11 protein-coding genes are annotated in these 13901 nt (G+C 56.7%); 5 read left to right on the forward strand and 6 right to left on the reverse strand.

The window, feature by feature from the left end:
* Positions 1-7 precede the first annotated feature (7 nt).
* The 6 genes from U5A05_RS04270 to U5A05_RS04295 all read right to left on the reverse strand — a co-directional run bounded on the left by U5A05_RS04270 (position 8) and on the right by U5A05_RS04295 (position 9079).
* On the reverse strand, positions 8-1018 hold the full coding sequence (locus tag U5A05_RS04270) for an ABC transporter permease subunit (RefSeq protein ID WP_261740958.1): 1011 nt from the start codon (positions 1016-1018) through the stop codon (positions 8-10).
* Between the two features lie 75 nt (positions 1019-1093).
* Positions 1094-2689 carry an ABC transporter substrate-binding protein gene (locus U5A05_RS04275; protein ID WP_261740959.1) on the reverse strand — a complete coding sequence of 532 codons (1596 nt, stop codon included), beginning with the start codon at positions 2687-2689 and terminating at the stop codon, positions 1094-1096.
* Between the two features lie 87 nt (positions 2690-2776).
* Positions 2777-4141: an OprD family porin gene (locus tag U5A05_RS04280; protein ID WP_261740960.1), complete on the reverse strand. Its 1365-nt coding sequence runs from the start codon at positions 4139-4141 to the stop codon at positions 2777-2779.
* A gap of 279 nt (positions 4142-4420) precedes the next feature.
* Positions 4421-6019 (reverse strand): ABC transporter substrate-binding protein, encoded by a 1599-nt coding sequence (locus U5A05_RS04285; protein WP_321835834.1) that lies wholly within the window; start codon positions 6017-6019, stop codon positions 4421-4423.
* A gap of 300 nt (positions 6020-6319) precedes the next feature.
* Positions 6320-7945, reverse strand: a complete 1626-nt coding sequence (locus U5A05_RS04290) for an ABC transporter substrate-binding protein (protein WP_261740962.1) — start codon at positions 7943-7945, stop codon at positions 6320-6322.
* 417 nt (positions 7946-8362) lie between these two features.
* A complete protein-coding gene (locus U5A05_RS04295; protein ID WP_261740963.1) occupies positions 8363-9079 on the reverse strand; it encodes an SIMPL domain-containing protein in 717 nt (238 codons plus the stop codon).
* A 247-nt stretch (positions 9080-9326) separates the two neighbouring features.
* Here U5A05_RS04295 and U5A05_RS04300 point away from each other — a divergent pair, with 247 nt between their 5' ends.
* From U5A05_RS04300 to U5A05_RS04320, 5 genes are all read left to right on the forward strand, one after another.
* Entirely contained in the window at positions 9327-10589 is a 1263-nt protein-coding gene (locus tag U5A05_RS04300; RefSeq protein ID WP_261740964.1) for an ATP-binding protein, read from the forward strand.
* A complete protein-coding gene (locus tag U5A05_RS04305; RefSeq protein ID WP_019823883.1) occupies positions 10582-11142 on the forward strand; it encodes a response regulator transcription factor in 561 nt (186 codons plus the stop codon). Before U5A05_RS04300 ends, U5A05_RS04305 begins: the two co-directional genes overlap by 8 nt.
* Positions 11143-11282: 140 nt before the next feature.
* Positions 11283-12998 carry an ABC transporter ATP-binding protein/permease gene (locus tag U5A05_RS04310; protein ID WP_261740965.1) on the forward strand — a complete coding sequence of 572 codons (1716 nt, stop codon included), beginning with the start codon at positions 11283-11285 and terminating at the stop codon, positions 12996-12998.
* A 55-nt stretch (positions 12999-13053) separates the two neighbouring features.
* The gene (locus tag U5A05_RS04315; protein ID WP_261740966.1) at positions 13054-13548 is read left to right on the forward strand and encodes a hypothetical protein; all 495 of its coding nucleotides are present in this window, start codon (positions 13054-13056) and stop codon (positions 13546-13548) included.
* 51 nt (positions 13549-13599) lie between these two features.
* Positions 13600-13887 (forward strand): PA4642 family protein, encoded by a 288-nt coding sequence (locus tag U5A05_RS04320; protein WP_321835835.1) that lies wholly within the window; start codon positions 13600-13602, stop codon positions 13885-13887.
* Positions 13888-13901 lie beyond the last annotated feature (14 nt).

Consider the following 13901-nt stretch of genomic DNA (forward strand, 5'->3'; position numbering starts at 1 on the left):
CAGGATCTCAGCGCTGGTGACGGATGCGTGGATTGGCAAAGCCGTAGAGGATGTCCACTACGAAGTTGACCAGAATCACCAGGCAGGCAATTAACAGGATGCCGTTTTGCACCACGGGATAGTCCCGGGCGCCGATGGCTTCGATCAGCCACTTGCCGATACCGGGCCACGAGAAGATGGTCTCGGTCAGTACGGCACCGGCCAGCAGGGTGCCGACTTGCAGGCCGACCACGGTCAGTACCGGGATCAGGGCGTTGCGCAGGCCGTGCACGAAAACTACGCGGGCAGGCGACAGGCCTTTGGCGCGGGCGGTACGGATGTAGTCCTCGCGCAGTACTTCGAGCATCGATGAGCGGGTCATCCGTGCAATCACGGCCAGTGGAATGGTGCCCAGCACGATGGCAGGCAGAATCAGGTGGTGCAGAGCATCCCAGAAGGCTTCGGGCTGGTCGCTGAGCAGGGTGTCGATGAGCATGAAACCGGTTCTTGGTTCGATGTCGTACAAAAGGTCGATACGCCCGGAAACCGGGGTCCAGCCCAGACCCACGGAGAAGAACATGATCAGGATCAGGCCCCACCAGAAGATCGGCATCGAGTAACCCGCCAGGGAGATACCCATCACCCCGTGGTCAAACAATGAGCCTCGCTTGAGTGCTGCAATGACCCCTGCCAGTAGCCCGAGCACACCGGCTAACAACAGCGCAGCAGTGGCCAGTTCGAGAGTGGCGGGGAACAGTGCGGAAAATTCGGTCCATACGCTTTCACGGGTGCGCAATGACTCGCCCAAATCGCCGTGAGCGAGCTTGGTGACGTAGTCAATGTACTGCTCATGCAGCGGTTTGTTCAGACCCAGGCGCTCCATTGCCTGGGCGTGCATTTCAGGGTCGACCCGTCGTTCGCCCATCATGACTTCGACCGGGTCACCCGGGATCATGCGAATCAAGGCAAAGGTCAGAAGGGTGATGCCGAAGAAGGTGGGTATCAACAACCCCACTCGGCGGGCAATAAAACTAAACATCTTATGGTGTTCCTTATCAGCCGGTTAGGCAGGTCCGCCAGGGTTCAGGTAAACCCTGGCGGGTTTTTTATTGTTCTACTTCACCTGGGTTGTGGCGAAGTTATTGTTGGTCAGGGGGCTAAGGGTATAGCCCTCAACATTTCTGCGCATCGCAGTAAACAGCATAGGATGGGTTACGTTGATCCATGGTTGGTCCTGATTAAAAATTACTTGTGCTTGTTGATAGAGTGCAGCCCGTTCAGAGGGTTCAGTGATGCCGCGAGCCTTGGTAATCAGGGCTTCGAAATCCTTATTGCACCAGCGTGAATAGTTTTCGCCGTTCTTGGCTGCCTCACAGCTGAGCAGTGGGGTCAGGAAGTTATCCGGGTCGCCGTTATCGCCGCCCCATCCGGTCGAGACCATATCGTGCTCGCCACTTTTGGCGCGTTTGAGCATTTCGCCCCATTCCATGACGCGAATATCCACTTTGAGTCCGATTTTCTGCAGATCGGACTGAAGCAGCTGGGCACCCAGCATCGGGTTGGGGTTGGTCGGGCCGCCGCCGTTACGGGTGAAGAAGGTCAGTACCGTGCCTTCTGGTACACCGGCTTCCTTGAGCAGCGCCCGGGCCTTGTCCAGGTCTCGGGGCGGGCTTTGGATATTGGTGTTATAGCCAAGCATGGTGGGCGGGTACGGGTTGATCGCAATCAGCGCGTTGCCTTCACCGTGCACGGTGTTGAGGTAGGTTTGTTTGTCGAAGGCCATGTCGATGGCTTTGCGCACCCGCACATCGCTCAGGTATTTGTGACTGGTGTTCATGGCGATGTAGCTGGTCATCAGGGCTGCCAGTTCATCGACCTTGAGGTTGGGGTCTTTGCGGATGTTTTTGACGTCATCGGGCTTGGGGTACAGCGCGATCTGGCATTCGTTGGCCTTGAGTTTTTGCAGGCGCACGTTGCTGTCGGTGGTCACGGCAAAAATCAGGTTGTCGCTGGGGGGCTTGCCACGGAAGTAATCCGGATTGGCCTTGAAGCGTACCTGGGCATCCTTGTTGTAGCGCACGAAGATAAACGGGCCGGTGCCGATAGGCTTGTTGTTCAAGTCAGCGGTTTTACCGGACTTGAGCAACTGGTCGGCATATTCGGCGGAGTAGATGGAGTTAAACGGCATCGCGATATCACGCAAGAATGGTGATTCGGCGTGGTTGAGGGTGATTTTTACGGTCAGGTCGTCAACTTTTTCGACGCTTTTGAGCAGGTTTTTGAAACCCATACTTTCAAAGTAGGGGTAACCGACCAACGACAGTTTGTGCCACGGGTGATTCGGGTCCAGCTGGCGCTGAAAACTCCAGACCACATCGTCGGCGTTCACGGTTCGGGTCGGTTTGAAATAATCGGTGGTGTGAAATTTCACGCCGGGGCGCAGGTGGAAAGTGTACTCAAGCCCATCCGGGCTGATGTCCCAGCGTTCGGCCAGAGCTGGTTCGACGTCGGTCGTACCGGGTGCGAAGTCGACCAGGCGGTTGAGTATGGTTTCAGCCGAGGCATCGGCTGTCACGGCGGTGGTGAATTGGACGATATCGAATCCTTCAGGGCTGGCTTCGGTGCAGACCACCAGGTTTTTCGCGTTAGCACAGAACGCTGTACCCAGCAGTGCCACGGCGAGGGCGGTGCGTAGTGGAAGTCTTCTCATGGCAATCCTCTCCAATCAGTTGAACCAGCATGTGCCTGCGGCCGATGGGGCTAATCGGCCGCAGGCGCTGGGCATGTAAAGGTGTGTTTACAGAATGCTGAATGGAATGGTGGTCACCAGGCGGAACTCATTGATGTTGCCGTCAGCCTGGTTTTTGCTGGCGCGGTGCGTGGTGTAGGTGGCGCGAATGGCGGTAGCTTTCAGCGGGCCACTTTGCACAGCATAAGATGTGCCAACGCTGTACTCGTTGTGGGTTTCACCGTCCATGTTCCTGACGTCGTAGGCGGTGCCCTTGTACTTGGTGCCGTCGATATCCCAGCCGCGCGCGTGGTAGGCGTTGAACTTCAGGCCCGGAATACCGTACTGCGCCATGTTGATGCTGTAGGCCAGTTGCAGCGACTTCTCGTTCGGGCCGTTGAAGTCCGAGAGCAGGGAGTTGGCCAGGTAGATCCCGTTGGTTTCGTGCAGGTAGTCGAAGTACTCGTCGCCGACGATTTGCTGGAATGCCAGGCTCACGGTGTGGGCCTGGTGGGTCAAGGCGAATGCCAGGCTGTAGGCGTCGTTGTTGATATTGCCCAGCTCTTTCTTGCCGGTATCGAGGGTCTTGTAGTAGTTGAAGTTGGTGTTCAGACCCAGCACGGCGTTGTCGCCGATATCGTGTACCGCGCCGAAGTAGTACTGGTTCCAGAAGTCTTCAACGTTTGTTGCGTACAGCGTGGTTTTCAGGTTTTTCAGCGGCTGGTAGTTAAGGCCAGCAACGCTGGCGCGATCTGTCTCGACCCCGGCTGCGCCGTATTCACTGCGAAACTTGCTCAGGCTTTGTTCGGTACGCGGGGACACGCGATCAAAGGAGCCCGCGTCGAAGGACAGGTTGTTGAACTCTTCGCTGTGCAAGCCCACCCCTTGAAAGCTTGAAGGCAATGCGCGGTTACCGATCACGTCGATGGTCGGGCTGCTGAAGTTCTGTCGGCCTACGGTCAGCGTGGTGTTGGAGATGCGGGCGCTGAGGTTGGCCAGGCCCAACTTGCTCCACTGGCCGACGGCATCGCCATCGCTGTGGGTCAGGGTACGGTTGTTCGGACCGGCAATATCCTTGGCGTCGCGGTCCAGGGCAATGGCGTTGTAGGCCGCTACCTGGGTACTGAAGCCGACGGTGCCCTCAGTGAAGCCCGATTTGTAATCGAGGATGGTGCCCTGTACCCAGTTGATCCGGCGCGGGGTTGACTCGCGGGTACCGTGGTTGTTGTAGCTGAAGCGATCATCACGGCGCTTGAGTTCGTTGGCGTACCAGTTACGGGTAGTGCCGCTCAGGGTCTGGTCTTCAAGGAAACCCTTGGTTTCGCTTTGGGCACTGGTTCCTTTCAATTCGGTAGGTACAAATTCATCGGCGTAGGCCATCGCGGTGAGGCTGCTGATGGATAAGGCTAACAACGCACTGCTGGTGATTTTCATGGTTGAGGCTCCTCTGGTTTCTTTTTTTATTGCCGGTCTTTTTGTGTTGACTCAGCTGTTGTGAAACGATTTAAAGCATTACAAACGTTTGCGTCACGTGCGATTGGCGAAGTTTTAGCGGGCCACCTGGAAAGGTGGCCTGCTGATGCAGGCTGGGTGTTGTGTGTCGTCAACTGTGGGAGCGAGCCTGCTCGCGAATATCCCAACACCGTCTCGATCGGGTTATCGCTAACGTCCTTCGCGAGCAGGCTCGCTCCCACACCGGCACTGGCTTGTGCTTTAGTCCTTGAGGCTGACGCCAGAGAAGGCGTTACGCCCAAAGGGGCTGACCTTGAAACCTTCGACCTTGGCACTTAGCGGCTGGTTGACCGTGGAGTGCGCAATGGGGGTGATAGGCACCTGTTGCTTGAGCAACTGCTGGGCCTGTTTGTAGAGCACCGTGCGTTGGTCGCGGTCGGTGACGATCTTGGCGTTCTTGACCAGCGTGTCGTACTCCTTGTCACACCACATGGAGTAGTTATTGCCGCCAATCGCGTCACAGCTGTAGAGGGTGCCGAGCCAGTTGTCCGGGTCACCGTTGTCGCCGGTCCAGCCGATCAGGCTGATGTCATGCTCGCCATTTTTGGTGCGCTTGATGTATTCGCCCCATTCATAGCTGACGATCTTGACCTTGAGCCCGACCTTGGCCCAGTCCGATTGCAGCATTTCGGCCATGAGCTTGGCGTTCGGGTTGTAAGGGCGCTGCACGGGCATGGCCCACAGGGTGATTTCAGTGCCTTCCTTGACGCCAGCCGCCTTGAGCAGCTCTTTGGCTTTTTCGGGATTGTAGGCCGCATCCGTGATGGTCTCGTCGTAGGACCATTGTGTTGGCGGCATGGCGTTGACCGCTTTCTGGCCCGCGCCCTGGTAGACCGCCTTGAGGATCTGGTCCTTGTTGACGGCCATGTCCAGCGCCTGACGTACTTGCAGTTGGTCGAGCGGCTTGTGCTGCACGTTGTAGGCGATGTAGCCGAGGTTGAAGCCGGGCTTTTCGATGACTTGCAGCTTGGGGTCGGCCTTGAGACCGGCGACGTCTGCCGGGCGCGGGTTCAGCGAGACCTGGCACTCGTTTTTACGCAGTTTTTGCATGCGTGCCGAAGCGTCGACGCTGATCGAGAAAATCAGGTTATCGAGTTTGACCTGGCTTGGATCCCAGTATTCCTTGTTGGCGGCGTAGCGGATGTTGGAGTCTTTCTGATACCGCTGAAACACGTACGGGCCGGTGCCGACCGGCTTCTGGTTGATGTCGCTGGGTTTGCCGCTCTTGAGCAGTTGATCGGCATATTCGGCTGACAAAATCGCAGCAAAGCTCATGGCCAGGTTTTGGATAAAAGCGGCGTCTACCGAGTTGAGTTTCATGACCACGGTCATGGGGTCGGTTTTTTCAACGCTGGCGATGTTCTTGTCCAGGCTCATCCCGGTGAAGTACGGGAACTCGGTCGGGTAAGCCTTACGAAATGGATGGTCGGCGTTGAGCATACGGTTGAACGTGAAGAGCACGTCATCGGCGTTGAAGTCACGGGTCGGGGTGAACCATTTGGTGGTGTGAAACTTGACCCCGTCGCGCAGGTGAAAGGTGTAAGTCAGGCCATCTTCGGAAATGTCCCAACGAGTAGCCAGAGCGGGGCCGGCTGCGGTGCCGCCTTTTTCAAATTCGGCGAGGCGGTTGTAAATCGGTTCGGCCGCGTCGTTATCGGTGGCGGTGGTGTACTGCGCGGTATCAAAACCGGCGGGGCTGCCTTCCGAGCAAAACACCAGGCTATTGGCGGCGTTTGCGAGCGGGCTGCCGGCAAGTACGCCGGCGCTGAGTAACACAGATAAAACCAGAGGGTTGCGCATGGCGTTCCCTATCCTTTTTCTTGTTTTTGAGTCCTGAGCGCGAGCCTTGATCAAAGGCCTGCGGTTCAGGGCGTCGATATCATCAGCTACGGTGCCGCACCCGGCGCAATAGACTGGCTGTGTGTCGACGTTAGGGCGTCAAAACTCAGCAGTAAATGCGTCAGGCCTGACAAACTTGTAGGAATTGTCTTGGCGTCCTATAGCCTCTGATGTAGTCAGAAGTGGCTAAAGGCTGTAGGTGAATTCCACCGTCCTGGTAGAAAAGTGAATGCGGCGTTGTAGCCGCATTCACCGGTCCTGTTATTTGCTGACGCTGACCCCGTAGAAGGAGTTCAAGCCGAATGGGCTGATCTTGAAGTCCTGTACGTTCGTGCGCATCGGTTGATACACCGTCGAGTGTGCGATAGGTGTCATCGGGACCTGGCTTTTGAGTCGTTGCTGCGCCTGTTGGTACAGTTTTGTGCGCTCGGCAACATCGGTGGTGGCCTTGGCGGCTTTCACCAGCTTGTCGAACTCGGGGTCACACCACTTGGAGAAGTTGTTGCCTTGCAGCGAGTCGCAGCCGAACAGGGTGCCGAGCCAGTTGTCCGGGTCACCGTTGTCGCCGCTCCAGCCAATCAGCATCGCGCCGTTTTCGCCGCCTTTGGAGCGTTTGATGTACTCGCCCCATTCATAGCTCATGATCTTGGCTTTGATGCCGATTTTGCTCCAGTCCGACTGCAGCATTTCGGCCATCAGCTTGGCATTCGGGTTGTACGGACGTTGAACCGGCATGGCCCACAGGACGATTTCGGTGCCGTCCTTGATGCCGGCTTCCTTGAGCAGAGCCTTGGCTTTTTCCGGGTCGAAAGGTGCGTCCTTGATGCTGGTGTCATACGACCACTGGGTAGGAGGCATGGAGCCAACGGCCAGTTGGCCTGCACCCTGATACACCGAGTCGATGATCTGCTGCTTGTTTACTGACATGTCCAAGGCCTGGCGAACCTTGAGCTGAGCCATCGGGTTTGGCTCGTTGCTGCCCTTGATCTTGTCCATCACGTTGTAGGCGATGTAACCGAGGTTGAAACCTGCCTGGTGAGGCATCTTCAGGTTCTTGTCTTCACCAAGGGCCTTGAGGTCTGCCGGGCGCGGGAACAGGGTGACCTGGCACTCATTCTTTTTAAGCTTCTGAATCCGTACCGAAGGGTCGGTAGTGATGGCGAAAATCAGATTGTCGATTTTGACGTCTTCAGGCTTCCAGTAGTCCTTGTTGCCGGTGTAACGGATGTTCGAGTCTTTCTGGTAGCTCTTGAACACAAACGGGCCAGTGCCGATCGGCTTCTGGTTGATATCGGCAGGCTTGCCTTCCTTGAGCAGCTTGTCGGCGTACTCGGCGGACTGGATGGAGGCAAAACTCATGGCCAGGTTCTGGATAAACGCGGCATCCACGGTGTTCAGCGTGAATTTGACGGTCTTGTCGTCGACTTTTTCCACCTTGGCGATGTTTTTATCCATGCCCATGTCGGTGAAATAAGGGAATTCGGTGGGGTAGGCCTTACGGAACGGCATGTCTTTGTCGAGCATGCGGTTGAAAGTGAAGAGCACGTCGTCGGCGTTAAAATCGCGGGTTGGCTTGAAGTACGGGGTGGTATGGAACTTGACGCCATCACGCAGGTGGAAGGTCCATGTCAGGTTGTCCGGGGAGACATCCCAGCTGGTTGCCAGGCCTGGTTCAACCGCGGTGCCGCCGCGCTGGAATTGGCTCAATCGGTTGTAGATGGTTTCGGCCGATGCATCAAAGTCAGTACCGGTGGTGTACTGACCCGGGTCAAAACCAGCCGGGCTGCCTTCAGAGCAAAACACCAGATTGGTCGCAGCGTGGGCGAAAGGTGCACTTGCCAACAGGCTGGCACCTACTAAAAACGGAATGACCGCGTATTTGAACATGGTGGCCTCATGATTTTTGTCATTTTTGGTTTGAGGGCGACCTTGTGAGTCGACCCGGCGATACTTATGCACAGCCCATACCCATTGCAATATGCGAAAGCCGGTGAAGCCTGAAAATGTGGAACGATCGTACAAGAATGTCGCGTTTGTATAATTTATGACGCATTTGATCGTTTGCGCACGGGTTTTAGACTCATTTTCTTACACGTTCTTGAACATCAGGACACCGAAGTGCACTGTTTTGGAACAACGCTGTTACTTATCTAGACTCTTGCGCTGGAAATATGTAGGTCAACGCCAGCAGCGCATGTAGTCCATCGCCTTTTAATACTAGGACGGTCTGTAGGAGTTTTCCGTGCGGCACAAAAAAACCCCTGAAACATGTCTGTTTCAGGGGTTTTCAGGATGGATCGGTGTTTATTGCATCTGGACTTCAATCGCACCATCGGCGCTCATGCTGACTTCGCTGGTACCGGCTTCGACTTCCGGGGTCGGCGCCGAGTCCATCGCTGGGGCTGCGGCTTTCATCATCATTGCGCTGCGCATGTAGGGCTGCGGGTAACCGTTGGTGTTGAGGTTCAGGTTGATGATTTTGTAACCCTTGCCGCCCAGCGCATCGGTTGCCAGTTGCGCGCGGGCCTTGAACGCGTTGACCGCATCCTTGAGCAATGCGTCTTCGCTGGTTTTGCGGGTGGCATTGGCTACGGTGAATTGCATGCTGCCCATTTTCAGGGTTTGCATCAGATCGCCGGTGAGCTTGGACAGCGCTGCAAAGTCGGTACTTTCCAGGCGCAGTTCGGCGCGTTCACGCCAGCCAGTGATCTTCTGGGTCTTGTTGTCGTAAATCGGATAGCTGTTGCGATTGCCCTGGCGCAAGGTCACTTCCTTGACGGACTTGGCCTGGCCAATGGCCTTGTTCATCGACGTGGTGATTTCAGCCGCCAGCTTGGCCGCATCGGTGTTTTGCGCCTCGGTGTACAGCGTCACGATCATCAGGTCGCGGGGGACTTCCTGGCTGGCCTCGGCACGCAATGAGATCTGGTTGTAATGAATGTCGTCGGCCAGGGCCGGCAAGCTGGCAAGCGCGCCGATACTCAGGGTCAGCAGGGCAGCGGTGCGTTGAAAGTTGGACATGGAGGCTCCTTGAAAGAGGACAGCAAGACCCATAAGACTGTAGTAAGTGGCCATCAGTTCGCCCAGTTACATTTTCACTACATTTGACCTGCCGACTGCTTCGCAGCCTCGCTACGCTCTTCATCGGCTACAGGTAGTGCAGGTTTTGATAAAAAACACTGTGGCTCTTTGCCGCACGTTTGCCTGTCGGGTCGCTCGCTTGGTTATACTCCCGGTGATCCGCCTGGAGCGCTCATCAGGAGAGCTCATGCTCGCCCCCGTTCAGTTATTGTCCGCGACTCGTCAGAACCTCTGGCGTCTTACGTTTATCCGCATGTTGGTACTGGCCGCGCAAGCGGGTTCAGTAGGCTTTGCCTACCTGTTCAATTTGCTGCCGCTGCCGTGGTTTCAGCTGAGTATTACCCTCGGGTTTTCCATGCTGCTGTGCGCGTTTACCGCGATCAGGTTGCGTACCACCTGGCCGGTAACAGAGCTGGAATACGCCCTGCAACTGGCCTGTGACCTGTTTATCCACAGCGCCTTGCTGTATTTCTCCGGTGGCTCGGCCAACCCATTCGTCTCGTATTACCTGGTGCCGCTGACCATCGCCGCCGTGACACTGCCATGGCGCTATTCCTTGGTGTTAACCGGTATTGCGCTGGCGCTCTACACCCTGTTGTTGTCGCAGTCTTTCCCGATAGACACGGTGCCGTTCTTCCGCGAAAAGCTGCAAATTTATGGAATGTGGCTGAGTTTTGCCCTGTCTGCTGCGGTCATCACGTTTTTCGCCGCCAAGATGGGCGAAGAGCTGCGCCGCCAGGAAGAGCTGCGCGCCCTGCGTCGTGAAGAGGGGCTGCGTGACCAGCAATTGCTGGCGGTGGCCACCCAGGCCGCCGGTGCGGCCCACGAGTTGGGCACGCCGCTGTCGACCATGAGCGTGCTGCTCAAGGAAATGCGCCGCGATCACCCGGACCCCGAGTTGCAGGAAGATCTGAGCGTGCTTCAGGATCAGGTCAAGTTGTGCAAGGAGACCTTGCAGCAACTGGTGCGCGCCGCTGAGGCCAACCGCCGTTTGGCGATTGAAGTCCAGGATGTTACGCAGTGGCTGGACGAGGCCCTGAACCGCTGGCACTTGATGCGCCCCGAAGCCACATACCGCCTTCAGTGCCTGGGCCACGACCCGGTCCCGCGTCTGGCGCCACCACCGGATTTGACCCAGGCGCTGCTCAACCTGCTCAACAATGCAGCCGATGCCTGCCCTGAAGGGCTGGAAGTCTGCCTCGATTGGGATGCAGTTGATCTGACCATCAGTATTCGTGACCACGGCCCAGGTGTACCGTTGGCCATCGCCGAGCAAATCGGCAAACCCTTTTTTACCACCAAGGGCAAAGGCTTCGGTCTGGGCCTATTCTTGAGCAAGGCCAGCGTGACCCGCGCTGGCGGCTCGGTAAAACTCTACAGTCATGAGGATGGCGGAACGCTCACTGAGCTGCGCCTGCCACGTGTCGCCCGAGGAAATGAAAATGAGTGAAGAAATTCAGGTCGAAGGCGAAGAGCTGCCGCATTTGTTGTTGGTAGATGACGACGCCACGTTTACCCGCGTAATGGCCCGCGCCATGAGCCGTCGCGGTTTTCGCGTCAGCACGGCGGGCTCCGCCGAAGAAGGGCTGATTCTGGCCCAGCAGGACCTGCCCGATTATGCGGCGCTGGATCTTAAAATGGACGGCGATTCAGGCCTGGTCCTTTTGCCCAAGCTGCTTGAGCTTGATCCCGAGATGCGGGTAGTGATCCTCACCGGTTACTCGAGCATCGCAACCGCCGTTGAGGCGATCAAGCGCGGGGCCTGCAACTACCTGTGCAAGCCTGCGGATGCGGATGACGTGCTCGCGGCCTTGCTGTCGCAGCATGCCGATCTCGAAACCCTGGTGCCGGATAACCCGATGTCGGTTGACCGCTTGCAATGGGAGCATATCCAGCGCGTGCTGGGTGAGCATGAAGGCAATATTTCGGCCACTGCCCGCGCGCTGGGCATGCACCGCCGCACTTTGCAGCGCAAGCTGCAGAAGCGCCCGGTTCGACGCTGAACGGGAGCTGTAGCCTTTTCATTGCGTCTTGCATGCAAACGGCTACAGCCCCTAATCTGTATCAAGACGTGTCTTAGCGTCGTGAGCCGGTTGTCCTGACCGGCTTGCAGGTTGCTCTTTACTCCGAACGAGCCTGAACGATGAATCAGAACGCTGAGCCTTCTGTTGTGAATGATGCTGTGCGTGGGGATTTCATACCTAGGGTCTGGGGCCTCATTACTCCCTACTGGCGCAGTGAGGAGCGGGTCAAGGCGTGGTTGCTGCTGATTGCAGTAATTGCCTTGTCGCTGGTCAGCGTCGGCATATCGGTGTGGATCAACCACTGGTACAAGGACTTCTACAACGCCCTGGAAAAGAAGGACGGAGCCGCATTCTGGAGCTTGATCGGCTACTTCGGGATCATTGCTGCGGCAGGCATTGTTGGCGCGGTGTACCGGCTTTATTTGACTCAGATGTTGACCATTCGCTGGCGTCGATGGCTGACCGAGCAGCACTTTGCGCGCTGGCTCGCGCACAAAAACTATTACCAGCTGGAGCAGGGCGGTTACACCGACAACCCTGACCAGCGCATCAGTGAAGACCTTAACTCGTTCACCGACAATACCCTGACTCTGGGCCTGGGCCTGATCCGTACGCTGGTCAGTCTGGTGTCGTTTTCGGTTATTTTGTGGGGCGTCTCGGGCAGTATCGAGGTCTTTGGCATCACCATTCCCGGCTATATGTTCTGGTGCGCGTTGCTGTATGCCGCAGTCGGCAGCTGGCTGGCGCATTTGATCGGCCGGCGCTTGATTGGCCTGAGCAACCAACAACAACGTTTCGAAGCCGACCTGCGTTTCTCGATGGTCCGGGTCCGTGAAAATGCCGAGAGCATTGCGTTGTATAACGGCGAGCCGAATGAACATGAGCGGCTGAGTTCACGCTTCGATAAAGTCTGGAGGAACTTCTGGACGCAAATGAAGGTGCAAAAGCGCCTGACTTTCTTCACCGCCGGTTACTCGCAAATCGCTATTATTTTTCCGTTTGTCGTTGCCGCGCCGCGCTACTTTGCGGGCAAGATCGAGCTGGGCGAACTGATGCAAATCAACTCGGCTTTCAGCAATGTACAAGAGAACTTCAGCTGGTTTATCGATGCCTACGTCACCCTGGCGGCGTGGCGCGCGACCAGTGATCGGTTGCTGAGCTTTCGTCAGGCGATGACCGATAACGAGCAACGCTTGCCAGCGATTGATGTACAGAGCCAGGGCCAGGAGTTGAAGATCGAAGACCTGAGCCTGGACCTGGCAGATGGTCGCCCTCTGCTGCATAACGCCAATTTGCAGGTCGAGGAAGGTGAGCGGCTGATGCTTAGCGGTCGCTCCGGCAGCGGCAAAAGTACATTGCTCAGAGCAATGGGCGGGCTTTGGCCACGAGGGGGCGGAGCGATTCGATTACCTCGGGAGCGCGCGCTGTTTTTGCCGCAAAAACCTTACTTGCCCATCGGCACCTTGCGTGACGCGTTGAGTTATCCACAGACCGGCGACACCTATCCGACCGAGCGGTATCAAGAAGTGCTACGCACTTGCCGTCTGGAGCATCTGGTTCCCCAGCTCGACGAGGTCAATCACTGGCAGCGTCTGTTGTCCGGAGGCGAGCAACAACGCTTGGCTTTTGCCCGTGCGCTGCTGTATCGCCCACAGTGGCTTTATATGGATGAATCGACATCGGCCATGGACGAGGAGGATGAGGCCATGTTGTACCAGGCTCTGGTAGAGCAGTTGCCGAACTTGAGCATTGTCAGCGTGGGGCATCGCAGCAGTCTTGCGCGCTTTCATCCAAGGCATGTGCGGATTGTTGAGGGGCAGTTGGTGGCGCAGTAGGGGAGGCGCGCAAGCAGCATGCTAGAGTGCTGCTTCCCGCTTTTTGGAACCTGTCATGAGCTTTCTATTTCGCAGCGCTGCGTTAAGTCTGTTGCTGGCCAGCCTGCCTCTGGCGGCGGCACCTGCTGTTACACCGCTGTTGCATGGGCAGTTTTTGCCCTCCGATGATTTGCAATTGCGCAGCGAGGTCCCCGAGCAACAGCAGTTGATGATGGTGACTTCGTATTCGGTGGTGGTGGGTAGCCAGCGTCAATCCAATCAGCAGCCGATTCCGGTGACTTCGCCTTTGTTGCTGCGCCTGAAGGGCAAACCGATGAGTCAGGGCGCTACGGTGCGCCAGGTGCTGATTTCGTTTGATGGTGAAAGCAAGAGCCTGAAAAAGCCTGTTTTTGACAGCAAGACGCGAACCCTGAGCCTTTCCTATCCGCTGTCCCAATACCGTGTGGTAATTGATTTACTGCGCAACGACACGGTCTATTGCCAGTTTTTGACCTATGCCAATGGGCATATTTGGGCCGACTTGCACACCGGTAGCGTGCGCGCACGTTGAGCCTTGGGTAAACTGCTGGCCCCGTGAAGTATCAGCAGGCTGGAGCCGGACATGCGTAAAGACAAGAAGCAGTTGATTGGTGATGAGATCGGCGACGAGCAGATCAAGTTGTTCCTGGACTTCGAGCCTGTGGACGCCATCTCGCCGTCGCTGCACAAATTGATCAAAGCCTATCGTGGCCTGCGTATCGATGACTTTGGGCGTTTCCTGACCTTCTTCAACGAAGCCGGTTACGACCTGGATGGCAAAGACGAGCACGGCCAGACGTTTGTGGACCTCATCAAGGATCAGCGCAACGCGGATGAGTACATCGAACTCATCGAAAAAGCCCGCGGCTAAGATCCCTACTCCTG

Origin of the sequence: Pseudomonas kulmbachensis (genome assembly GCF_963681935.1) — a bacterium.
Lineage (GTDB): Bacteria > Pseudomonadota > Gammaproteobacteria > Pseudomonadales > Pseudomonadaceae > Aquipseudomonas > Aquipseudomonas kulmbachensis.